The sequence below is a fragment of the Pseudomonas sp. PLMAX genome, assembly GCF_046042685.1.
Classification (GTDB): Bacteria; Pseudomonadota; Gammaproteobacteria; order Pseudomonadales; family Pseudomonadaceae; genus Aquipseudomonas; species Aquipseudomonas putida_AE.
The window spans coordinates 1,612,052-1,631,144 of sequence record NZ_CP064949.1 but is presented as its reverse complement, the minus strand read 5'-3'; the positions used below and the strand labels follow the sequence as shown (position 1 = coordinate 1,631,144).

The window sequence follows — 19,093 nt, the reverse complement described above, 5'->3', positions numbered from 1 at the left end:
ATATGTAGTTCGCAATCGGTTTAATCATGACGAGTTGATACCCGTCAGCGTCGCCCTTTGAGGCGCTCAATGATTTCCCCAAGGCCAGCGCCGTCGACCCACTGCATGATCTTGACGCTGATGGGAATAATGATCAGCGCGCAAAGAAATGCCGTTACCCCTGCAGTCAGGAAAGGCGCCAACGGCAGTGCGACAGGGGTAAAAAGATAGCCGACGCCCGCCGACAGCAACCACGAGCCGATCCGCTGCCAGGCTTTGAATTCAACGCGCGTCGTGATAACCAGCCACGCCCCCAGCGATGCACCGAACAGCGCTTCGCCATCTATCGCGGGCAATGTCGCGATGCCCAATCCCAGGAGCAGTCCACTGATACTGTTATAGGCCGAGTCAGTCAGATTCATGCACACCTCGCTCATCGACCTCGTCGATGACAATGGCGCCCGACTCAATGGCTTTGAGCAAGGCGGCATGCCGGGACCTGACAGCAAACTTGCGGCGAATACTGGCAAAGTGGAAGTTGATCGTGGTGGGCGAGCAATTCTGAATCCTGGCGATTTCCCAGGAAGTCTTGCCTTTGTAGCACCAGATCAAGGCTTGTGTTTCTTTAGTTGTCAGATGGATCGGCGTTTCATTTCTCCCGCCGTCAGGCGCTGCACCGGCAAAAGAGTCGAGCGGTAGATGCGTTGACATAAGTACTCCCTCTACGTCAGGACGCCCGTCACAGGGCGTTCGCTATTGGAGGGAGATGTTGAAGACCGGGCAGGAGCCAGACAACCGGCCGTAGTTGTACCGCCAAGCGTTACAAAAGTGTGCGACGGCCAGCCTAGCCGAGCACGACCAGGCGGTTTGGCAGTTCGTTGCGCACATGGGTCACTGGAACGTGCACCTTGAGCAACTCACCGCAGGCCTCGACGCAGGCGATAAAGCCCTGCAACGTCTGGCCCTGGCGCACCTGCTGGGTGAACTGCGCGACAATCGCGTCCCAATGGCTGTTGTCCAGCCGACTGGAGATACCCTCGTCCACCAGGATTTCCACATAGCGCTCGGCTTCAGAGACGAAAATCAGGATGCCGGTGCTGCCGACCGTATGGTGCAGGTTCTGTTCGAGGAACTGCCGGCGCGCCAGGTTCGAGGCGCGCCAATGGCGCACCGACCGCGGAATCAGGTGCGTGGTGATTTTCGGAATTCGCAATACCAGGCACAGCACGATGAAGGTGCTCCATTGCACCATCAGCAGGCTGTGCAAGGTCAGCCAGCCCGTCAGGTAATGCACGATTCCCGGCAGCACCAGTGCCAGCAGACTGGCCCAGAGCAGCGGGATGTACACATAGTCGTCGGCGCGGGCCGCGAGCACGGTGACCAGCTCCGCGTCGGTGTCGCGCTCGACCCGGGCAATCGCCTCGGCGACCTTGCGTTGTTCGTGTTCAGTCAGTAATGCCATCTGTTGAATGCCTGCTCGCTAATGTATTTATTTCCGTGTCATCACCAGCCGCCCGACGAACCGCCGCCACCAAAACTGCCCCCTCCGCCGCTGAATCCACCGCCACCGCCACCGCCGAAACCACCGCCACCAAAACCGCCACCGGAACCACCGGAGCCGCCACGACCGGCAGGAAGGATACCGAGCATCTGGCAAACAAATACTGTCAGGATGAACAACAACACCAGAAACACGAACAACCCCGGATGCCGCGAGACGAAATCGTCACCCGGATCGCCGCTGGACTCATAGACCGTCGAGGGCTCGTCCAGGGGATTGCCACCCAGCACCACCAGCATCGCCGCCACCCCGTCGCTGATGCCCTTGCTGAAATTGCCCGCCTTGAACGCCGGAGTGATGACCTGGTTGATGATCACCGAGCTCTGGGCGTCGGTCAGGCGATCTTCCAGGCCGTAGCCGACTTCGATGCGCAGTTTGCGCTCATCACGGGCAACAATCAGCAGCGCGCCGTTGTTCTTGTCTTTCTGGCCAATGCCCCAGTAGCGGCCCAGTTGATAGCCGAAATCGGCGATATCGGTGCCCTGCAAGTCTGCCAGCGTGACCACCACCAACTGCTCGCCGGTGGTCTTTTCATGGGCCTGCAACTGTTGAACCAGCTGCTCGCGCACCGCTGGCTCGATCATCTGGGCGTTATCCACCACCCGCCCGGTCAGCTCCGGGAACTTCAATTGGGCCTGGACCGCCAGGGCAAACAGCCACAGCAACAACACCAGACCGATCTTCAACGCTCGCATTGGCAACCTCGCACGTCCTTGCAGGAGCTGCCGAAGGCTGCGATCTTTTGATCTTGATCTTTTCGAAACCGCTGAAAAACAAAGTCAAAAGATCGCAGCCTTCGGCAGCTCCTACAGGGTATCTACACGCCATCAGGATTCAGAATTTGACCTCGGGTGGTTTCTCCGACCCCGGCGTGGCCTCGAAGGTCGCGCGTTCCGGCAGATTGCTGTACATCACGCTGTGCCACAGGCGACCGGGGAAGGTGCGGATCTCGGTGTTGTATTTCTGCACCGCCAGGATGAAGTCGCGTCGGGCCACGCTGATCCGGTTCTCGGTGCCTTCAAGCTGCGATTGCAGGGCCAGGAAGTTCTGGTTGGCCTTGAGGTCCGGGTAGCGCTCAGACACCACCATCAGGCGGCTCAAGGCACCGCTGAGCTGATCCTGGGCCTGCTGGTACTGCTTGAGCTTTTCCGGGTTGTCGAGGGTGGAGGCGTCGACCTGGATCGAGGTGGCCTTGGCCCTGGCTTCGATCACGGCCGTCAGGGTGTCCTTTTCATGTGCGGCATAGCCCTTGACGGTTTCCACCAGGTTGGGAATCAGGTCGGCACGGCGCTGATACTGGTTCTGCACCTGGCCCCAGGCAGCCTTGGCCTGTTCATCGAGGGTCGGGATGTTGTTGATGCCGCAGGCCGTCAGCAACGTGGCCAACACGAGCAACGTGGCCACTTGCAGGCTCGACCGGTAGGACTGTCGTACATTCATCAGAGTGATGCTCCGTTCACATTTCATGGAAAAAACAACCGGCGACCCTCTCGGCCGGCTCTTCGGGCATAATCGGCGCGGCACTGGATTGCGTCGGGGCAAATGGGCTAAAAGATGCCCTGCAGAAAAACCGCTTCCGGTGTTCGACTGCCGTTTTCGGCCGTCGCTTTTTGAGTCAGCACCCGAACAACAATAGTCGCTCCCTAAATTTTGGCTGGCCGGCGTGTACATCGCCGCTTGGGCCCTTGAGAAAACTATTCATGAAGAAGCTGTGTTTGCTGGGCCTGTTCGTCAGCCTGGCCAGTCATAACGTACTGGCCGCCACGACGCCCGCACCCCTGGAGAACAAGGACGCCTTCGTCAGCAACCTGATGAAGCAAATGACCCTCGATGAAAAAATCGGCCAGTTGCGCCTGATCAGCATCGGCCCGGAAATGCCACGCGAAATGATCCGCAAGGAAATCGCGGCGGGCAACATCGGCGGTACGTTCAACTCGATCACCCGCCCGGAAAACCGTCCAATGCAGGACGCGGCCATGCGCAGCCGCCTGAAGATCCCGATGTTCTTCGCCTACGACGTGATCCACGGCCATCGCACCATTTTCCCGATCCCGCTGGCCCTGGCGTCGAGCTGGGACATGGACGCCATCGGCCTGTCCGGGCGCATTGCCGCCAAGGAAGCCGCGGCTGACAGCCTCGACATTACCTTCGCGCCCATGGTCGACATCTCCCGCGATCCGCGCTGGGGCCGTACGTCCGAAGGCTTTGGCGAAGACACCTACCTGGTGTCACGCATTGCCGGCGTAATGGTCAAGGCGTTCCAGGGTGCCGGTGCGAACGCTGCCGACAGCATCATGGCCAGCGTCAAGCATTTCGCCCTGTATGGCGCGGTCGAGGGCGGTCGCGACTACAACGTGGTCGACATGAGCCCGGTCAAGATGTACCAGGACTACCTGCCGCCGTACCGCGCCGCGATTGATGCCGGCGCGGGTGGGGTGATGGTCGCGCTGAACTCGATCAACGGCGTGCCGGCCACGGCCAATACCTGGCTGATGAACGACCTGTTGCGCAAGGAATGGGGCTTCAAGGGCCTGGCGGTCAGCGACCACGGAGCGATTTTCGAGCTGATCAAGCACGGTGTCGCCCGCGATGGCCGTGAAGCGGCGAAGCTGGCGATCAAGGCCGGCATCCACATGAGCATGAACGACACCCTGTACGGCAAGGAACTGCCAGGGCTGCTCAAAGCCGGTGAGATCCAGCAGAGCGACATCGACAACGCCGTGCGTGCGGTATTGGACGCCAAGTACGACATGGGCCTGTTCAAGGACCCGTACCTGCGCATCGGCAAGGCCGAGGATGACCCGGTCGACACCTACGCCGACAGCCGCCTGCACCGTGCCGAGGCCCGCGATGTGGCGCGCCGTAGCCTGGTGTTGCTGAAAAACCAGGGCGAAACCCTGCCGCTGAAGAAAACCGCGAAAATCGCCCTGGTTGGCCCGCTGGCCAAAGCGCCAATCGACATGATGGGCAGCTGGGCCGCCGCCGGTCGCCCAGCGCAATCGGTGACCCTGTTCGATGGCATGACCAACGCTCTGGGCGCACAGTCGACGCTGATCTACGCCCGTGGCGCCAACATCACCAGCGACCCGAAGATCCTCGGTTACCTGAACTTCCTCAACTTCGACGCCCCGGAAGTGGTGGATGACCCGCGTCCGGCGAACGTGCTGATCGACGAAGCGGTGAAAGCGGCCAAGGATGCCGACGTGGTGGTTGCCGCCGTGGGCGAGTCCCGCGGCATGTCCCACGAATCGTCCAGCCGTACCGACCTGAACATCCCGGAAAACCAGCGCGAGCTGATCCGTGCCCTTAAAGCCACCGGCAAACCGTTGGTACTGGTGCTGATGAACGGCCGTCCGTTGTCGATTCTCGAGGAGAAGGAACAGGCCGACGCGATCCTGGAAACCTGGTTCAGCGGCACCGAAGGCGGCAACGCCATTGCCGACGTGCTGTTCGGCGACTACAACCCGTCGGGCAAACTGCCGATCACCATCCCGCGCTCGGTGGGCCAGATTCCGACCTACTACAACCACCTGACCATCGGCCGGCCGTTCACCCCGGGCAAACCGGGCAACTACACCTCGCAGTATTTCGATGACACCACCGGCCCGCTGTACCCGTTTGGTTATGGCCTGAGCTACACCGATTTCAGCCTGGGCGACATGGCGCTGTCGTCGACCACACTGAACAAGACCGGCAAGCTCGACGCCAGCATCACGGTGAAAAACACCGGCAAGCGCGACGGCGAGACCGTGGTGCAGTTGTACATCCAGGACGAGACCGGCTCGATGATCCGCCCGATCAAGGAGCTGAAGAACTTCCAGAAGATCATGCTCAAGGCCGGCGAACAGAAAGTCGTGCACTTCACCATCACCGAAGACGACCTGAAGTTCTACAACACCCAGCTCAAGTATGCGGCGGAGCCGGGCAAGTTCAACGTGCAGATCGGCCTGGATTCCCAGGATGTGACGCAGCAGAGCTTTGAACTGCTGTAACCCCGCGATCCTCTGTAGGAGCTGGCTTGCCAGCGAAGAGGCCATAACATTCAACATCTTGGTTGGATGTTATACCGCCTTCGCTGGCAAGCCAGCTCCTACAGGGGTCTTTGGTGTAGCGACTAGCCCCGTCGATCCAGCAGATTGACCACCAACCGATCCACCCACCCCCACACTCGCTGCTTGACCCGCTTCCACAGCGGGCGGCGCTGCCATGCCTCCAGGCTGACTTCCTGGCTCAGAGAGAAGTCCTTTTCGAAACTCGCCACCACGTCACGGGTCAATCCAGCGTCCAATGCTTCAAGGTTGGCCTCCAGATTGAAACGCAAATTCCAGTGGTCGAAATTGCACGAACCAATGCTCACCCAGTCATCGATCAGGACCATTTTCAGGTGCAGGAAACACGGCTGGTATTCGAAAATCTTCACCTCTGACTTGAGCAGTCGCGGGTAGTAGCGATGCCCGGCGTAACGCACCGACGGGTGATCGGTGCGCGGGCCGGTCAACAGCAGCCGCACATCGACGCCGCGGGAGGCTGCGCGGCGCAGTGAGCGACGGACTTTCCAGGTCGGCAGGAAATACGGCGTGGCCAGCCAGATGCGTTTCTGGCCGCTGTTCAATGCACGAATCAGCGATTGCAGGATGTCCCGGTGCTGGCGGGCGTCGGCATAGGCGACGCGGCCCATGCCCTCACCCGTGGACGGCACGCGGGGCAGGCGCGGCAGGCCGAAGTGCGAAGCCGGGCGCCAGGCGCGGCGATGGCGGTTGGCGATCCATTGGCGGTCGAACAGCAATTGCCAGTCGAGCACCAGCGGGCCGGTGATTTCCACCATCACTTCGTGCCACTCGCTGACGTCTTCGTTGGGCGTCCAGAATTCATCGGTCACGCCGGTGCCACCGACCACGGCCAGGCTCTGGTCCACCAGCAGCAGCTTGCGGTGATCGCGGTAGAAATTGCCGACCCAGCGTCGCCAGCTCAGGCGATTGTAGAAGCGCAGCTCGACGCCGGCGGCCGTGAGGCGCTGGCGCAGGGTCAGGGTAAAGGCCAGGCTGCCGTAATCATCGAACAGGCAACGCACCCGCACACCGCGCTCGGCGGCCTGGACCAGCGCCTGGACCATGGCCTCGGCGCAGGCGCCCGCCTCCACCAGATACAGTTCCAGCTCGACCTGTTCTTCGGCGCGGGCGATCGCCACCAGCATGCGCGGGAAAAACTCCGGACCGTCGACCAGCAATTGGAAACTATTGCCTTCACGCCAGGGAAAGATCGGGCCGGCCATGTCAACGCGCCGTGAAGATCAGCACCGCACCCACCGGCACCGACAGGCTGATGGCCGACAGGCCGGCGACCTTGCGCAACGCTTCCAGCCCGGGCGCCAGATCAAAGTCTTCGGCACTGATGACCACCGGCTCCAGAGTCACCACCTGGAAACGCCGGTCATCGAGACGGGTGGCCAGCAGTTCGGCGTTGTAGGTGTGTTGCTTGCCGTGCAGGTCGACGGTCAGCGGCAGGCGCAATTCCAGTTGCGCGCCGGGCGCGAGGTCATTGATCGGGCGCAGGTCGATTTGCGTGGTGATCAGGGCTTCGGGAAATTTCTCGATCTCGAACAGCTCCTTGCGCATGCGTTCATCGCGCAAGGGAATGCCGCTGTTGACCGATTCCAGCTCGACCTCCACTTCGGCTTTTCCGCCGGGGTCGACTTTGCCGTGCAACACCAGGAAGCGCTGCACTTCGGACACATTGGCGTTTTTGGTGCTGACGAACGACAGCCGCGAGGATTCGCCGTCCAGGTACCAATTGGCCTGGGCCGACAACGAAGCGCCGGCCAACAACAGGCAGGCAAGGGTTTTGCAGACAGACCGCTGGAACATAAAAACTCGGGGGGCAGATAAACCTGTGCTGAACCTTAACTGCCCCCGCCGCTATTGCAAACCCACGATCAAAAGATCGCAGCCTGCGGCAGCTTCCTACAGGATCGCATTCGCACCCGGATCCTGTAGGAGCTGCCGCAGGCTGCGATCTTTTTGGGCCTTACGCCATCGCCTGCTGCACATTGCCAATGGTCGCGGCAAGGCTGTTCAGGTGCAGGCTCAGCACCCGTTCCACCGGCGCCTGATCCATCGGCCAGTGCAACGCCATGCTGCCGACCAGCCGGCCATCGGTGTGAATCGGCAAGGCCACCGCCCGGATCAGGAAGGGCAGCCGCACCGGGTATTCCCAGTAGCCCTCGGTGCGCTGACCGAAACCTTGATGCAACGCCTGTTCGGTGGCGCTGAACAGCGATTCGTCGCAGAGGCGCTCACGCTCGGCCAGGCGCTCCACTTCATGGCTTTGCAACTCACCCAGGCAGGCGCGGCCCATGGCCGAATGGAACAGGCTGGCGTGCTGGCCGACGATCTGGCAGTTGTTCGGATAGCGCTTGCGCAACACCTGCGGGATCGCACTTTCCATCACCTCCACCCGTTCGCCATCGAAGCACGACAGGTCCGCCACCAGGCCGGTGCGCTCGCTCAACTCCAGCAGCAGCGGCGCGGCGTTTTCCACCAGGCGCCGCTTGAAGCGCTGCCGGCTGTCACCGAACAGGCGCTTGGCGCACAGGCGGTAACGCCGGTCGCTCAAGCCGCGATAGATCCAGCCTTGCTCCTGCAAGGTCAGCAACATGCGCGACACCGTGGCCTTGGGCAGACAGGTGAGGTAGTGCAACTCCTCCAGGCCCAACGCCTGATGCTCACCCAGCAACTCGACGATCGCCAGGGCGCGCTCGACTGAACGTACGCTGCCGGTTTCAGCCTTGCTGTCCATGTGTTCGATCTCCTTGGGCGCTAATGGATGATCGATTCTTGCAGCAAGATGTGGGCCTGCCCACAAGTTTTACGCACTTTGCAGACAGCCGGGCGGTCGGCGCTTGACCCACTGGGTCAGTTGCTCGTGGGCATAAGCCAGTTGCAGCACCGCACGATCGGCCTGGGCCGGGCCAATGATTTGCAGGCCCATCGGCAGCCCGGCCGGATTGAAACCCACCGGCACGTTCATGCTCGGCAAACCGGCCAGGGTCGGTCCGATCACCACTTCCATCCAGCGGTGATAAGTGTCCATGCTTTGCCCGCCGACGACACGTGGCCAAGGGGTTTGTGCATCAAAAGGGAACACTTGGGCAGTGGGCAGCAGCAGGAAATCGTAACGTTCGAACAAATCGTTCAAGGCGCGATACCACTCGCTGCGACTGACCGAGGCCTGATAGACATCCGCCGCCGTCAGGCGCAGGCCACCCTCGATTTCCCATTGGGCTTCGGGCTTGAGCTGCTCGCGTTTGTGCGGATCGGCATACAGGCTACCGAGGCCGCCCTGCACCAGCCAGTGACGGTGCACCAGCCAGGCCTGCCACAGGCGTTCCATGGAAAAATCCGGCTGGCAGGTCTCGACCTTGCAACCCAGGGCCGTGAAGTCCTGCAGCGCCGCCTCGCACAGGCTCATCACGCCCGGGTCCATCGGCAGGTAGCCGTTGTAGTCGCCCAGCCAACCTACGCGCACCTCGCTGAAATCCTGGGCCAGCGACTGATGGAAAATCTCCGGATCCTGGGTCAGCGACAACGGCGCGCGCGAATCGTACCCGGCCTGGGTGCCAAGTAACCGCGCAACATCGGTGACGGTGCGGCCCATCGGCCCTTCGGTGGCCAGTTGCTGGACAAACACCTCGGGCTGCGGGCCATGGGGCACGCGGCCCTGGGACGGGCGAAAGCCGAACACGTTGTTGAACGCCGCCGGGTTGCGCAGCGAGCCCATCATGTCACTGCCGTCGGCCACCGGCAGCATGCGCAACGCCAGCGCCACCGCCGCCCCGCCGCTGCTGCCGCCGGCGACCAGCGTCGGATCGTAGGCATTGGTGGTGGTGCCGAACACGCTGTTGTAGGTCTGCGAGCCGAGGCCGAATTCCGGCACGTTGCTCTTGCCGATGATGATCGCGCCGCAGTCACGCACCCGCGCCACGCTGATGGCGTCGTGCTGCGGTATTTGCTCGGCGAACAGCGGCGAGCCCATGGTCGTGCGCAAGCCGGCGGTGGCCGCCAGGTCCTTGACCGCTTGCGGCATGCCGTGCATCCAGCCCCGGGACTGGCCCTGGTCCAGTTGCCGGTCGCAGGCGTCGGCCTCTGCCAGTAGCTCCTCGGCGGGTCGCAGCGACACCAGCGCATTGACCTGCGGATTGAAGCGCTCGATCTGCGCCAGATACGCCTGCATCACTTCACGGCAGGACACCTGCCGCCCGTGAATCGCCCGGGACAATGCATCGGCGTCCATTTCAACAATCGGATTCATGCTCAAGGTTTCACCCCAAGGTTAAGAGCTACGGATTTCTTCGCCCGTGGTGCTTCCTGCATGCAGTAAGTGCCCAATAGCGTCAGCACGCAAGCGAACAACACGTAGAAGGATGGCGCCACCGGCGTGGCCAGGACCTTGCTCAGCCAGGTCACGATCAGCGGGGCAAAACCGCCAAACACCATGACCGCGACGTTATAGGCCACCGACACCCCGGTGGAGCGCACTTCAATCGGAAACTGTTCGGCAAGCGCCGTCGGTGCCGGGCCGAAAAACCCGCCGATTGCCGTGCACAGCAACAGTTGCATCACCAGCAAGCGCTCCACCGAGGGCGCCGCCGCGACCCACACGTACAGCGGATAGACCATCAGGAAAAACGCCAGGGTGAAGGCCATCAGCACCGGGCGACGGCCGAGGCGATCCGACAAGGCGCCGGACAGCGGGATCACCACGGTCATCACCGCCACCGCGAGCATCTGCACCAGCAGCACCTGGTCCAGCGGCAGGCCGAGGTTCTTGTGGGCGAAAGTCGGCATGTTCACCAGCACCACGTAGAACGACACCGTCGCACCACAGGCCAGGCCCATCGACACCAGAATGGCGCGGCGATGTTCGCGGATCACTTGCAGCAAACCCGGGCTTTCGCCCTTGGCCTGTTTGCGCGCCTCAAGAAACTCTTCGGGTTCCTCCATGTGCTTGCGAATCCACAGGCCGACCGGGCCGATCAACAGGCCGATCATGAACGGAATCCGCCATCCCCAGCTGTCCAGGGCCTCGGGGGTCAACAGATGGGTGAACAGCGCCACCATGCCCGCCCCGGAAAACACCGCCAGGCATTGCCCGACCAATTGCCACGAGCCGTACAGACCCTTGCGGTGCGCCGGCGCGCTTTCCACCAGGAACGCCGTGGCGCTGGCGTATTCACCACCGGTGGCGAAGCCCTGGAGCATCCGCGCGACCACGATCAACAGCGGCGCACCCATGCCGATGGCGGCGTAGTTCGGCGCGAAGGCGATCAGCGCGATCGACACGGTCATCAGGCGGATGATCATCTGCATCGCCGCCTTGCGGCCTTTGCGGTCCGAATACATGCCCAGCAGGATGCCGCCCACCGGGCGCATGAAGAAACCGACGCCGAAGGTCGCCAGGGCCATCAGCAGTGAGGCGTACTCGTCTTCGGAAGGGAAAAATTGCCGGGCGATGATGCTCGCCAGAAAGCCGTAGACAATGAAGTCATACCATTCCAGCGCATTGCCGATAACGGCCGCGACCACTTGCCGGGTGCGCGAAACACCGGTGCTCGAAGTGTGCATGGGGAACTCTCCAGAAACCTGTTGGGTGATGCCGGGCGCGACATGACGCGCCCGGTCCAGCGGCAGTAGAAAGTGAAAGGCTCAGGCCGGCTTGAGCCAGCTCTCGGCCAGCGCGCCCCAATACGCCGCGCCGGTCAGCAGGATGTCGTCGTTGAAGTCGTAGGCGGGGTTGTGCACCATCGGCCGCGACACACCGTTGCCAATGAACAGGTAGGCGCCGGGGCAGCGTTGCAGCATCCAGGCGAAGTCTTCGCTGCCCATCAGCTTGGGCGTGTTGCCGTCCACCGCGTCGGCACCGACCAGCTCGACGCCGACTTGCCGGGCGAACTCGGTTTCGGCGGCGTGGTTGACCAGCACCGGATAGGCCGGACGGTGTTCGATGGTCGAACTGCAACCAAAACTTTGGGCCTGGGATTCGATGATCGCGCGCACCCGCTCGAGGGTCTGCTCACGCACCTGGGCATTCAATGCACGCAGGCTCAGGCGCAGGATCGCCTGCTGAGGGATGACGTTGGCGGCCTCCCCGGCCTGCAATGCACCGACCGTCACCACCGCTGCCTGTTGCGCATCGATGTTGCGCGCAACCACGGTTTGCAGGGCCATCACTACGCTGGCCGCCGCCACCAATGGATCGACCGCCAAGTGCGGCATAGAGCCGTGACCGCCGACACCCTCAATCGTGACGTTGAGCAAATCCTGGGAAGCCATCATCGGCCCTTCGCGAAAGCCCAGGTGCCCCGCTGGCAGGCCCGGCATGTTGTGCATGCCGAACAGTGCGTCGCAGGGAAAACGTTCGAGCAAGCCATCGGCGAGCATCGCTTCGGCGCCGCCCTGGCCTTCTTCGGCCGGCTGGAAAATCAGGGTCAGGGTGCCGTCGAACTGGCGAGTCGCCGCCAGGTAACGGGCCGCGCCCAACAACATTGTGGTATGCCCATCATGCCCGCAGGCGTGCATGCAGCCCTGATGCCGGCTGCTGTAAGCGGCGCCGGTATTCTCGATGATCGGCAGCGCGTCCATGTCCGCGCGCAAGCCGAGTTTGCGCAGGCTGTTGCCGTTGCGCAGCACACCGACTACACCGGTCTTGCCGATGCCCGTGTGCACCTCGTAGCCCCATTCCGAAAGGGATCTGGCCACCAGCGCCGAGGTGCGGTTTTCCTCGAAGCCGAGTTCCGGGTGGGCGTGGATGTCCTGGCGGGTGGCGTGCAGATCGCTGGCGACGTCGTTGAGCCAGGCAAGAATGTGTTGATGTCGGGTCATGACGATTTCCTCGGGCCGGGTGTATTCCCGTTCTTTTTGTTCGTTATGATTTCGCGACGTTTAAAAAGGCAGGTCGCGCTCACCGCCAGATAACCGCGAGTCGCGCGCGAGGACAATCGAATGTGGTTCCACCAGATGGAACCTGCAGGTCAGGGGTTCAGGCGACAGCCCTGGTGCTCGCCGATCCATACGGCCATATTGCTGCGCCCCATCCCGCTGACCGTGATGCGCTTGCTGGCCGCGTCATCGGTAAAGCCGCTGAATGGCAGCCATTGCTTGACGTAGCCACGGCAATACCCGGCGTCGTTGTTCATCACGTAGCGGCACGAACAGTATTCCTTGGCGGTGTAGGCGCTGATGATGTCCGGGAAGGCCCATAGCGCCACCCGCTCCTGCCAGACCCAGCCAAGCAAGGCGAGCAGCAGGATCAACAACAATGAACTGATCGGTCGGCGCCTCATGAAACCGCTCATGGTTTCACCGTCCCGGCAAAGGCCTTCAGCGCGAGCTTGAGCAATTCGTTGTGCTGGTAGAGGCCATCGCGGTCATCGCCATAACGCACGATCACCAGGTTTTCCCCGGGAATCATGTACAGCGCCTGGCCCCAATGACCCAGGGCGGCGAAGGTATCGGCGGGGGCATCGGGCCAGGGTCTGGCGCCCCCTCCTACTGCTCGATTGAGCCACCAGTGGCCGCCGGGCACTGCATCATCCTGGTTGGCGCGATAGCCCGCGAAGGGTTCGCGGTTGAAGGCCACCCAGTCTTTGGGCAGCAGTTGTTGATCGCCCCAGCGACCGTCCCGCGCCATCAACAGTCCGATGCGGGCCAGGTCCCGAGCGGTGAGGTAGGCATAGGACGAGGCGACGAAGGTGCCCGCGGCGTCGGTTTCCCAGATCGCTCGGCGAATGCCCAGGGGTTCGAACAGCGCGGTCCACGGATAGTCCGCGTAGCGCTGCGCACCGACGATGGCTTTCAGCGCGGCGGACAGCAGATTGGTGTCGCCACTGGAATAACGAAACGCCTGCCCCGGTGCGGCGTATCTGCCGTGATCGGCGGTGAAGGCGGCCATATCGCGGTGACCTCGGGTGTAGAGCATGGCCACCACTGAGGAGTTGAGCGGTGCGTATTCGTAATCTTCCTGCCAGTCGAGACCCGAGGCCCAGTGCAGCAGGTCGGCCAGGGTCAGGTCCGGGTGTTTTTGCAGTGGCGGATAGAATTTGGCCACCTTGTCCTGCAGCTTGAACCGGCCTTCGCCATACGCCACGCCGAGGACGGTGGCCATCAGGCTTTTGCTGATGGACCAGGTGAGATGCGGTGTCTGGGCAGTGGTCGGGCCGGCGTAGCGCTCGTAGATCAACTGGCCGTCGCGGATGACGAGCAAGGCGTCGGTGCGGATGCCTTGATGGGTGGTGTCGTCGCGGGGTGGGAAGGCGTAGTTTTCCAGGGCCTGGAGTGCTGGCCCGGTGACGGTCGGGCCGGGCGACCATTGTTCGGCGGGCCAGTTTTCAGCGCGGGCCGTGAGGCTGAGCAGCAGCATGAAAAACAGGGACAGGCCTTTGGGCATGGCGGGGGCTCGTGGGGATGAACTGCTGAGCCTAGTAGAGGTTGATGACAGTTCCGGGATTGGTGTTGTTAATGCGGCCGCCTTCGCGAGCAAGCCCGCTCCCACAGGGGGAACGCATTTCAAAATGTGGGAGCGGGCTTGCTCGCGAAGGGGCCGGTCAATTCACTGAAAATTCACGAGTGCCTTAGCCAATCGCTTGCCCCGCGCTTCAGCCGCCAGTTCCATCACCCCCTGATCCCGCTGCCACATGGCCGCCCACTCCGGCGGCCCCTCGGCCAGCGCTTCATTGATCTCACCCTTGAGCCCCTCGAACTGCGCAAACAACCCACCGAGCAATACATGCCCAGCCGGACTGACGGGCGGGTGTCGACTGACCTCCGCACACCCTGCCAGCAGCGCCAGCAAGCGCAATTGCAAGGCCTGCGGCCAGTCACAGTCCTGACCGACGCCGTACAGCCAGGCGGTCATGGCACTCAATACATAGCTGTCTTCCAGGGTTCGGAACGGCTTGACGTAGGCATCCCAGCCATCCCCCGCCAGCAGTTCGCACAGTGCGTTATCGAGAATCAGGCGGCCATGGCTGATCTCCGGCATCAACGGGATCGGCGGCAGTTTCTCCACCCGCACGCCCGGCTCATCGGGGTAGGCCACCGCCAGGCTCAGGCGCGGCGTTTCGCCGGGCTGTTCGCTGCGCGCGGCAATCAGCAGCCAGTCGGCGGCATCGCCTGCGGTGACGAAATCCTTGCGCCCGCTCAAGCGCAAATCGTGCAGGCGGGTCTGCATGTCAGCCACCCGCAGGCTGCGTTGCTCGGTGGCGCACAACGCGCCAAGGCTCGGCGGCGCGCTTGGCCAGAGCATGCGCAACGCCGCCTGATACCCCACCAGGAACGCCAGCCCCGGCGTCGCCATCATGCGTGCGCCGACCACGGCCAGTTCAAACGGAGTGACGTGACCCAGCTGCTGCAACAACGTGGCGAACCCTTCGCCCAGATCCGGGTTGGCGGGCAGGCGAGCGTGGCGGTTCAACAGGGTTTGCCAGGGCATAAGAGGCTCCTTGTGGGCTGTCATACAAGCATCACCAAAGCTTAATGGCGATGACACCGGGGCTACATAGCCTGACTTTGCACAACACGGCTGGATAAAGAAAGTCGATTCGCTGTAACCCAAAGACGGGTGAGCAGCCCGCACGGAGATTCGTCATGACTCAGATCGCCCGCATCAGCGACACCGGCAACGAACGCCGCCTGCAAGCCGAACGCCTGGTGGGCGAAGAGGCTTTGCAGCAAGCCCAGGCCCTGCGCTTCAACGTGTTCAGCGGCGAATTCAACGCCAAGCTCAAAGGCGCGGAACTGGGTCTGGACATGGACGACTACGATGCTCACTGCACCCACATCGGCGTGCGCGACCTGAACACCGGGCGCCTGGTGGCGACCACCCGCCTGCTCGACCACACCGCCGCCAGCAGCCTGGGCAAGTTCTACAGCGAAGAAGAATTCAGCCTGCACGGCCTGGTCCATCTGCAAGGCCCGATCCTGGAAATCGGCCGCACCTGCGTCGACCCGGCCTACCGCAACGGCGGCACCATCGCCATGCTCTGGGGTGAGCTGGCCGAAGTCTTGAACCAGGGTGGCTACAGCTACCTGATGGGTTGCGCGAGCATTCCGATGCAGGACGGCGGGATCCAGGCCCATGCGATCATGCAGCGTTTGCGCGAACGCTACCTGTGCACCGAACACCTGCGCGCCGAACCGAAAAAGCCGTTGCCGACCCTGGATATTCCCTCCAACGTGATCGCCGAAATGCCGCCGCTGCTCAAGGCCTACATGCGCCTGGGCGCGAAGATCTGCGGCGAGCCGTGCTGGGATGAAGATTTCCAGGTGGCCGATGTGTTCATCCTGCTCAAGCGCGACGAACTCTGCCCGCGTTACGCCAAACACTTCAAGGCGGCCGTGTAATGAGTCGCTTGCGCGTGTACGCGCGAATCGCACGGGTGTTGCTGGTGGTCGGGCTCGGCTTGAGCATGGCCAGCGTGTTCGGCGTGTTCGAGCGACTGGGGCTGGCCCACTCGATGGAACGCCGCCAGCGCTGGTCGCGGTTTTTCATGGCGCGCCTGGGCAACGCCCTGCCCTTCGATGTGACGGTTCACGGCAAGCTGCCGCAAGTGCCGATGCTGTGGGTCAGCAATCACGTGTCCTGGACCGATATACCGCTGCTGGGCATGCTCACGCCGCTGTCATTCCTGTCCAAGGCCGAAGTGCGCACCTGGCCCGTCGCCGGCTGGCTGGCAGCCAAGGCCGGCAGCCTGTTCATCCGTCGCGGTTCGGGCGACAGCCAGTTGATCCGCAAACAGATGACCCGCCACCTGGCGCACGCCCACCCGCTGCTGATGTTCCCCGAGGGCACCACCACGGACGGTCGCTCGCTGCGCACCTTCCACGGTCGCTTGCTGTCAGCCGCCATCGACTCCGAAGTGGCGCTGCAACCGGTGGCGATTCGTTATGTGCGCAACGGCGAGCCCGACACCCTGGCGCCGTTCGTTGGCGACGATGATCTGTTGTCGCACTTGATGCGCCTGTTTGCCAATGACCGGGGCGGTGTGGAGATTCACCTGCTCAAGCCGATTGCCTGCGAAGGTCGCGAGCGTGCGGCATTGGCGTTCGAGGCCCAGCAGGCGGTGCAGAAGGCGTTGTTTGGAGTCATACCAGAGAAACAGCAAGCCCCGATGCGCCCTGCCATAGCGGCCTGACGCAGTTCCCCTGTGGGAGCGGGCTTGCTCGCGAATGCGGATTCTCCTTCACCATTGATGTTGACTGACATACCGCATTCGCGAGCAAGCCCGCTCCCACATTAGATCTGCGTTGCTTGGGCGAAATCCTGAAGGTGCGGATAGAACAACCGGAAATCCTCGCTCAACGGCTCATACAGCACCCGCAGTTCCTGCATCGCAGCCGCCAGCTCTTCCGGCCGGGTCAGGCGCCGCGAAATCCCCCGCAACACCTGCTCCAACACTTCAAATTCCTGATACGAGCCCAACCAGTCGTTGGCCACCATGTGCGGTGCGATTTTCGCCAGGCGTTCCGGTAGTTGCGCTTGTGTGGACAGCACCCGGTACACGTCCGAAGTGAACAACTCCAGCGGCCGGTCGGCATACAGCGCCCAGTCCCGGGCCAGGCAATGGTCGAAAAACACGTCGAGCACGATGCCGGCATAGCGCCGACGCGTCAGGGAAAACCGCGACAACGCGGTATCCACCAGCGGATGGCGATCGGTGAATACGTCGATGCTGCGATGCAGCTGGATGGCCGCTTCGATCTCCGGGTCGAACTGCCCTTGCAGCCGCCCTTTGACGAAATCGCCATACAGGCTGCCGAGCAATTGACCAGGACGCTGGCCACCGAGGTGAAGATGTGCGAGATAGTTCATGGGCGCAGCTTAGCATTGCGCCTGTGTCTCTACACCCAACATATCGTTATAACCCGATATACCGATTTATTTGGTCGTCAGACCAAAATCATATTGGTGTATCGCGAAATACCGATTTAAAGTTCGCTTCATCGCGATATAGCGTTTTACACATCACGAGCCCCCAACCATGAACCTTGAACTCGACGAAATAATAAAAGCCCTGGCGCACCCGGTACGGCGAGAAATCCTGCACTGGCTCAAAAATCCGGACGTCGAATTTCCAGACCAGTCCCACAGCAACGAGCACGGCGTTTGCGCCGGGCAGATCGATCAACGTTGCGGTTTGTCGCAGTCCACGGTGTCCGCGCACCTGGCCACCCTGCAACGCGCCGGCCTGATCAGCAGCCGCAAAGTCGGCCAGTGGCATTTCTTTAAACGCAATGAGGAAACCATTCAGGAGTTCCTCAAAGTCTTCAGCAAAGAGCTCTGACCCTTTACGTCAGCCAGCCGAAAAGGATTTAACCCATGCCCCTCTCGCTACTCATATTGGCCTTGAGCGCCTTCGCCATCGGCACCACCGAGTTCGTCATCATGGGCTTGCTGCCCGACGTGGCTGCCGACCTCGGTGTGTCGATCCCCGGCGCCGGCTGGCTGGTGACCGGGTACGCCCTGGGCGTGGCCATCGGTGCGCCGTTCATGGCACTGGCCACCGCCCGGCTGCCGCGCAAGGCCGCCCTGGTCGCGTTGATGGGCATCTTCATTATCGGCAACCTGCTCTGCGCAGTGGCCAGCGACTACAACGTGCTGATGTTTGCCCGCGTGGTCACCGCGCTGTGTCACGGTGCGTTCTTCGGTATCGGCTCGGTCGTGGCGGCGGGACTGGTGCCGGCCAACAAGCGCGCATCGGCCGTGGCCCTGATGTTCACTGGCCTGACCCTGGCCAACGTGCTGGGCGTGCCGCTGGGTACCGCGCTCGGTCAGCAGGCCGGCTGGCGTTCGACCTTCTGGGCAGTGACCGTGATCGGCGTGATCGCACTGATCGGCCTGATCCGCTTCCTGCCGGCCAAGCGCGATGAAGAGAAACTCGACATGCGCGCCGAGCTGCGCGCTCTCAAAGGCGCCGGCATCTGGCTGTCGCTGAGCATGACCGCACTGTTCGCCGCGTCGGTGTTCACCCTGTTTACCTACGTCGCGCCGCTGTTGGGCGAAGTCACCGGCGTCTCGCCCCGTGGCGTGACCTGGACCCTGATGCTGATCGGCCTGGGCCTGACGGTGGGCAACATCATCGGCGGCAAGCTGGCGGACAAAGGCCTGGCCGCGACGCTGATCGGCGTCTTCATCGCCATGGCCGTGGTCTCCACCGTGCTGACCTGGACCAGCGTCGCGCTGATCCCCACAGAAATCACCCTGTTCCTCTGGGCCACTGCATGTTTTGCCGCCGTACCCGCCCTGCAAGTCAACGTGGTGACCTACGGCAAGGCCGCGCCGAACCTGGTCTCGACCCTGAACATCGGCGCCTTCAACGTCGGCAACGCACTCGGCGCCTGGGTCGGCGGCAGCGTGATTGCCCACGGTTTCGGCCTGACCAGCGTGCCCCTCGCGGCAGCCGTACTGGCGGTGCTCGCCCTGCTGGTCACCCTGATCACTTTCCGTCAGAGCGGTAATCCCGAACTGGCCCCCGCTACCAACTGATACCTCACGAGGGAT

Annotated in this window: 20 protein-coding genes; 5 read left to right on the top strand and 15 right to left on the bottom strand. The window is 62.5% G+C overall.

Going from position 1 to position 19,093, the window contains the following annotated elements; all coding sequences use genetic code 11:
- Positions 1-44 precede the first annotated feature (44 nt).
- From DKB71_RS07420 to DKB71_RS07400, 5 genes are all read right to left on the bottom strand, one after another.
- Positions 45-401, bottom strand: coding sequence for a putative holin (locus tag DKB71_RS07420; protein ID WP_274073468.1), 357 nt, complete (start codon positions 399-401; stop codon positions 45-47).
- A complete protein-coding gene (locus tag DKB71_RS07415; RefSeq protein WP_274073467.1) occupies positions 388-690 on the bottom strand; it encodes a helix-turn-helix domain-containing protein in 303 nt (100 codons plus the stop codon). The genes DKB71_RS07420 and DKB71_RS07415 overlap by 14 nt, the downstream gene beginning before the upstream one ends.
- Positions 691-823: 133 nt before the next feature.
- Positions 824-1,441 carry a TPM domain-containing protein gene (locus tag DKB71_RS07410; protein ID WP_274073466.1) on the bottom strand — a complete coding sequence of 206 codons (618 nt, stop codon included), beginning with the start codon at positions 1,439-1,441 and terminating at the stop codon, positions 824-826.
- Positions 1,442-1,482: 41 nt separating this feature from the next.
- Positions 1,483-2,235, bottom strand: coding sequence for a TPM domain-containing protein (locus DKB71_RS07405; RefSeq protein WP_408599986.1), 753 nt, complete (start codon positions 2,233-2,235; stop codon positions 1,483-1,485).
- 139 nt (positions 2,236-2,374) lie between these two features.
- Positions 2,375-2,980, bottom strand: coding sequence for a LemA family protein (locus tag DKB71_RS07400; protein WP_274073464.1), 606 nt, complete (start codon positions 2,978-2,980; stop codon positions 2,375-2,377).
- 260 nt (positions 2,981-3,240) lie between these two features.
- On the opposite strand from DKB71_RS07400, the gene bglX reads away from it, so the two are divergent.
- Positions 3,241-5,532, top strand: coding sequence for a beta-glucosidase BglX (gene bglX / locus DKB71_RS07395; protein WP_408599985.1), 2,292 nt, complete (start codon positions 3,241-3,243; stop codon positions 5,530-5,532).
- Positions 5,533-5,654: 122 nt separating this feature from the next.
- Here bglX and DKB71_RS07390 read toward each other — a convergent pair whose 3' ends face one another.
- The 9 genes from DKB71_RS07390 to DKB71_RS07350 all read right to left on the bottom strand — a co-directional run bounded on the left by DKB71_RS07390 (position 5,655) and on the right by DKB71_RS07350 (position 15,025).
- On the bottom strand, positions 5,655-6,812 hold the full coding sequence (locus tag DKB71_RS07390) for a phospholipase D-like domain-containing protein (protein ID WP_408599984.1): 1,158 nt from the start codon (positions 6,810-6,812) through the stop codon (positions 5,655-5,657).
- 1 nt (position 6,813) lies between these two features.
- The gene (locus tag DKB71_RS07385) at positions 6,814-7,404 is read right to left on the bottom strand and encodes a YceI family protein (RefSeq protein ID WP_408599983.1); all 591 of its coding nucleotides are present in this window, start codon (positions 7,402-7,404) and stop codon (positions 6,814-6,816) included.
- 160 nt (positions 7,405-7,564) lie between these two features.
- Positions 7,565-8,335: an IclR family transcriptional regulator gene (locus DKB71_RS07380; RefSeq protein ID WP_274073460.1), complete on the bottom strand. Its 771-nt coding sequence runs from the start codon at positions 8,333-8,335 to the stop codon at positions 7,565-7,567.
- Positions 8,336-8,404: 69 nt separating this feature from the next.
- A complete protein-coding gene (locus DKB71_RS07375; RefSeq protein ID WP_408599982.1) occupies positions 8,405-9,847 on the bottom strand; it encodes an amidase in 1,443 nt (480 codons plus the stop codon).
- 2 nt (positions 9,848-9,849) lie between these two features.
- Positions 9,850-11,160 (bottom strand): citrate-proton symporter, encoded by a 1,311-nt coding sequence (locus DKB71_RS07370; protein ID WP_274073458.1) that lies wholly within the window; start codon positions 11,158-11,160, stop codon positions 9,850-9,852.
- A gap of 81 nt (positions 11,161-11,241) precedes the next feature.
- The gene (locus tag DKB71_RS07365; RefSeq protein WP_408599981.1) at positions 11,242-12,417 is read right to left on the bottom strand and encodes a M20 aminoacylase family protein; all 1,176 of its coding nucleotides are present in this window, start codon (positions 12,415-12,417) and stop codon (positions 11,242-11,244) included.
- A 149-nt stretch (positions 12,418-12,566) separates the two neighbouring features.
- Positions 12,567-12,890 carry an amidase gene (locus DKB71_RS07360; RefSeq protein ID WP_408599980.1) on the bottom strand — a complete coding sequence of 108 codons (324 nt, stop codon included), beginning with the start codon at positions 12,888-12,890 and terminating at the stop codon, positions 12,567-12,569.
- Positions 12,887-13,981: a serine hydrolase domain-containing protein gene (locus DKB71_RS07355; protein ID WP_408599979.1), complete on the bottom strand. Its 1,095-nt coding sequence runs from the start codon at positions 13,979-13,981 to the stop codon at positions 12,887-12,889. Before DKB71_RS07355 ends, DKB71_RS07360 begins: the two co-directional genes overlap by 4 nt.
- Before the next feature lie 162 nt (positions 13,982-14,143).
- The gene (locus tag DKB71_RS07350) at positions 14,144-15,025 is read right to left on the bottom strand and encodes an acyl-CoA dehydrogenase (RefSeq protein ID WP_408599978.1); all 882 of its coding nucleotides are present in this window, start codon (positions 15,023-15,025) and stop codon (positions 14,144-14,146) included.
- 155 nt (positions 15,026-15,180) lie between these two features.
- Between DKB71_RS07350 and olsB the strand changes: the two genes are divergently transcribed.
- Together olsB and DKB71_RS07340 are read left to right on the top strand one after the other, a co-directional pair.
- Complete coding sequence (olsB, locus tag DKB71_RS07345; protein ID WP_408599977.1) at positions 15,181-15,936, top strand: L-ornithine N(alpha)-acyltransferase; 756 nt, start codon at positions 15,181-15,183, stop codon at positions 15,934-15,936.
- Positions 15,936-16,727, top strand: a complete 792-nt coding sequence (locus tag DKB71_RS07340) for a lysophospholipid acyltransferase family protein (protein WP_408599976.1) — start codon at positions 15,936-15,938, stop codon at positions 16,725-16,727. The genes olsB and DKB71_RS07340 overlap by 1 nt, the downstream gene beginning before the upstream one ends.
- 101 nt (positions 16,728-16,828) lie before the next feature.
- Here DKB71_RS07340 and DKB71_RS07335 read toward each other — a convergent pair whose 3' ends face one another.
- The gene (locus tag DKB71_RS07335) at positions 16,829-17,404 is read right to left on the bottom strand and encodes an ACP phosphodiesterase (RefSeq protein WP_274073451.1); all 576 of its coding nucleotides are present in this window, start codon (positions 17,402-17,404) and stop codon (positions 16,829-16,831) included.
- A gap of 169 nt (positions 17,405-17,573) precedes the next feature.
- Here DKB71_RS07335 and DKB71_RS07330 point away from each other — a divergent pair, with 169 nt between their 5' ends.
- Positions 17,574-17,876: a helix-turn-helix transcriptional regulator gene (locus DKB71_RS07330; protein WP_046816689.1), complete on the top strand. Its 303-nt coding sequence runs from the start codon at positions 17,574-17,576 to the stop codon at positions 17,874-17,876.
- 35 nt (positions 17,877-17,911) lie between these two features.
- Positions 17,912-19,078: an MFS transporter gene (locus DKB71_RS07325; protein WP_408599975.1), complete on the top strand. Its 1,167-nt coding sequence runs from the start codon at positions 17,912-17,914 to the stop codon at positions 19,076-19,078.
- The last annotated feature ends 15 nt before the right edge of the window (positions 19,079-19,093 follow it).

Bases quoted from the DNA above. Each gene is read 5' to 3' on its own strand.
- DKB71_RS07370 (WP_274073458.1), bottom strand. From the start codon at position 11,160: ATGCACACTTCGAGCACCGGTGTTTCGCGCACCCGGCAAGTGGTCGCG.
- DKB71_RS07365 (WP_408599981.1), bottom strand. From the start codon at position 12,417: ATGACCCGACATCAACACATTCTTGCCTGGCTCAACGACGTCGCCAGC.
- DKB71_RS07405 (WP_408599986.1), bottom strand. From the start codon at position 2,235: ATGCGAGCGTTGAAGATCGGTCTGGTGTTGTTGCTGTGGCTGTTTGCC.
- DKB71_RS07335 (WP_274073451.1), bottom strand. From the start codon at position 17,404: ATGAACTATCTCGCACATCTTCACCTCGGTGGCCAGCGTCCTGGTCAA.
- DKB71_RS07360 (WP_408599980.1), bottom strand. From the start codon at position 12,890: ATGAGCGGTTTCATGAGGCGCCGACCGATCAGTTCATTGTTGTTGATC.
- DKB71_RS07375 (WP_408599982.1), bottom strand. From the start codon at position 9,847: ATGAATCCGATTGTTGAAATGGACGCCGATGCATTGTCCCGGGCGATT.
- DKB71_RS07410 (WP_274073466.1), bottom strand. From the start codon at position 1,441: ATGGCATTACTGACTGAACACGAACAACGCAAGGTCGCCGAGGCGATT.
- DKB71_RS07380 (WP_274073460.1), bottom strand. From the start codon at position 8,335: ATGGACAGCAAGGCTGAAACCGGCAGCGTACGTTCAGTCGAGCGCGCC.
- DKB71_RS07400 (WP_274073464.1), bottom strand. From the start codon at position 2,980: ATGAATGTACGACAGTCCTACCGGTCGAGCCTGCAAGTGGCCACGTTG.
- bglX (WP_408599985.1), top strand. From the start codon at position 3,241: ATGAAGAAGCTGTGTTTGCTGGGCCTGTTCGTCAGCCTGGCCAGTCAT.
- olsB (WP_408599977.1), top strand. From the start codon at position 15,181: ATGACTCAGATCGCCCGCATCAGCGACACCGGCAACGAACGCCGCCTG.
- DKB71_RS07390 (WP_408599984.1), bottom strand. From the start codon at position 6,812: ATGGCCGGCCCGATCTTTCCCTGGCGTGAAGGCAATAGTTTCCAATTG.
- DKB71_RS07350 (WP_408599978.1), bottom strand. From the start codon at position 15,025: ATGCCCTGGCAAACCCTGTTGAACCGCCACGCTCGCCTGCCCGCCAAC.
- DKB71_RS07420 (WP_274073468.1), bottom strand. From the start codon at position 401: ATGAATCTGACTGACTCGGCCTATAACAGTATCAGTGGACTGCTCCTG.
- DKB71_RS07325 (WP_408599975.1), top strand. From the start codon at position 17,912: ATGCCCCTCTCGCTACTCATATTGGCCTTGAGCGCCTTCGCCATCGGC.
- DKB71_RS07415 (WP_274073467.1), bottom strand. From the start codon at position 690: ATGTCAACGCATCTACCGCTCGACTCTTTTGCCGGTGCAGCGCCTGAC.
- DKB71_RS07340 (WP_408599976.1), top strand. From the start codon at position 15,936: ATGAGTCGCTTGCGCGTGTACGCGCGAATCGCACGGGTGTTGCTGGTG.
- DKB71_RS07355 (WP_408599979.1), bottom strand. From the start codon at position 13,981: ATGCCCAAAGGCCTGTCCCTGTTTTTCATGCTGCTGCTCAGCCTCACG.
- DKB71_RS07385 (WP_408599983.1), bottom strand. From the start codon at position 7,404: ATGTTCCAGCGGTCTGTCTGCAAAACCCTTGCCTGCCTGTTGTTGGCC.
- DKB71_RS07330 (WP_046816689.1), top strand. From the start codon at position 17,574: ATGAACCTTGAACTCGACGAAATAATAAAAGCCCTGGCGCACCCGGTA.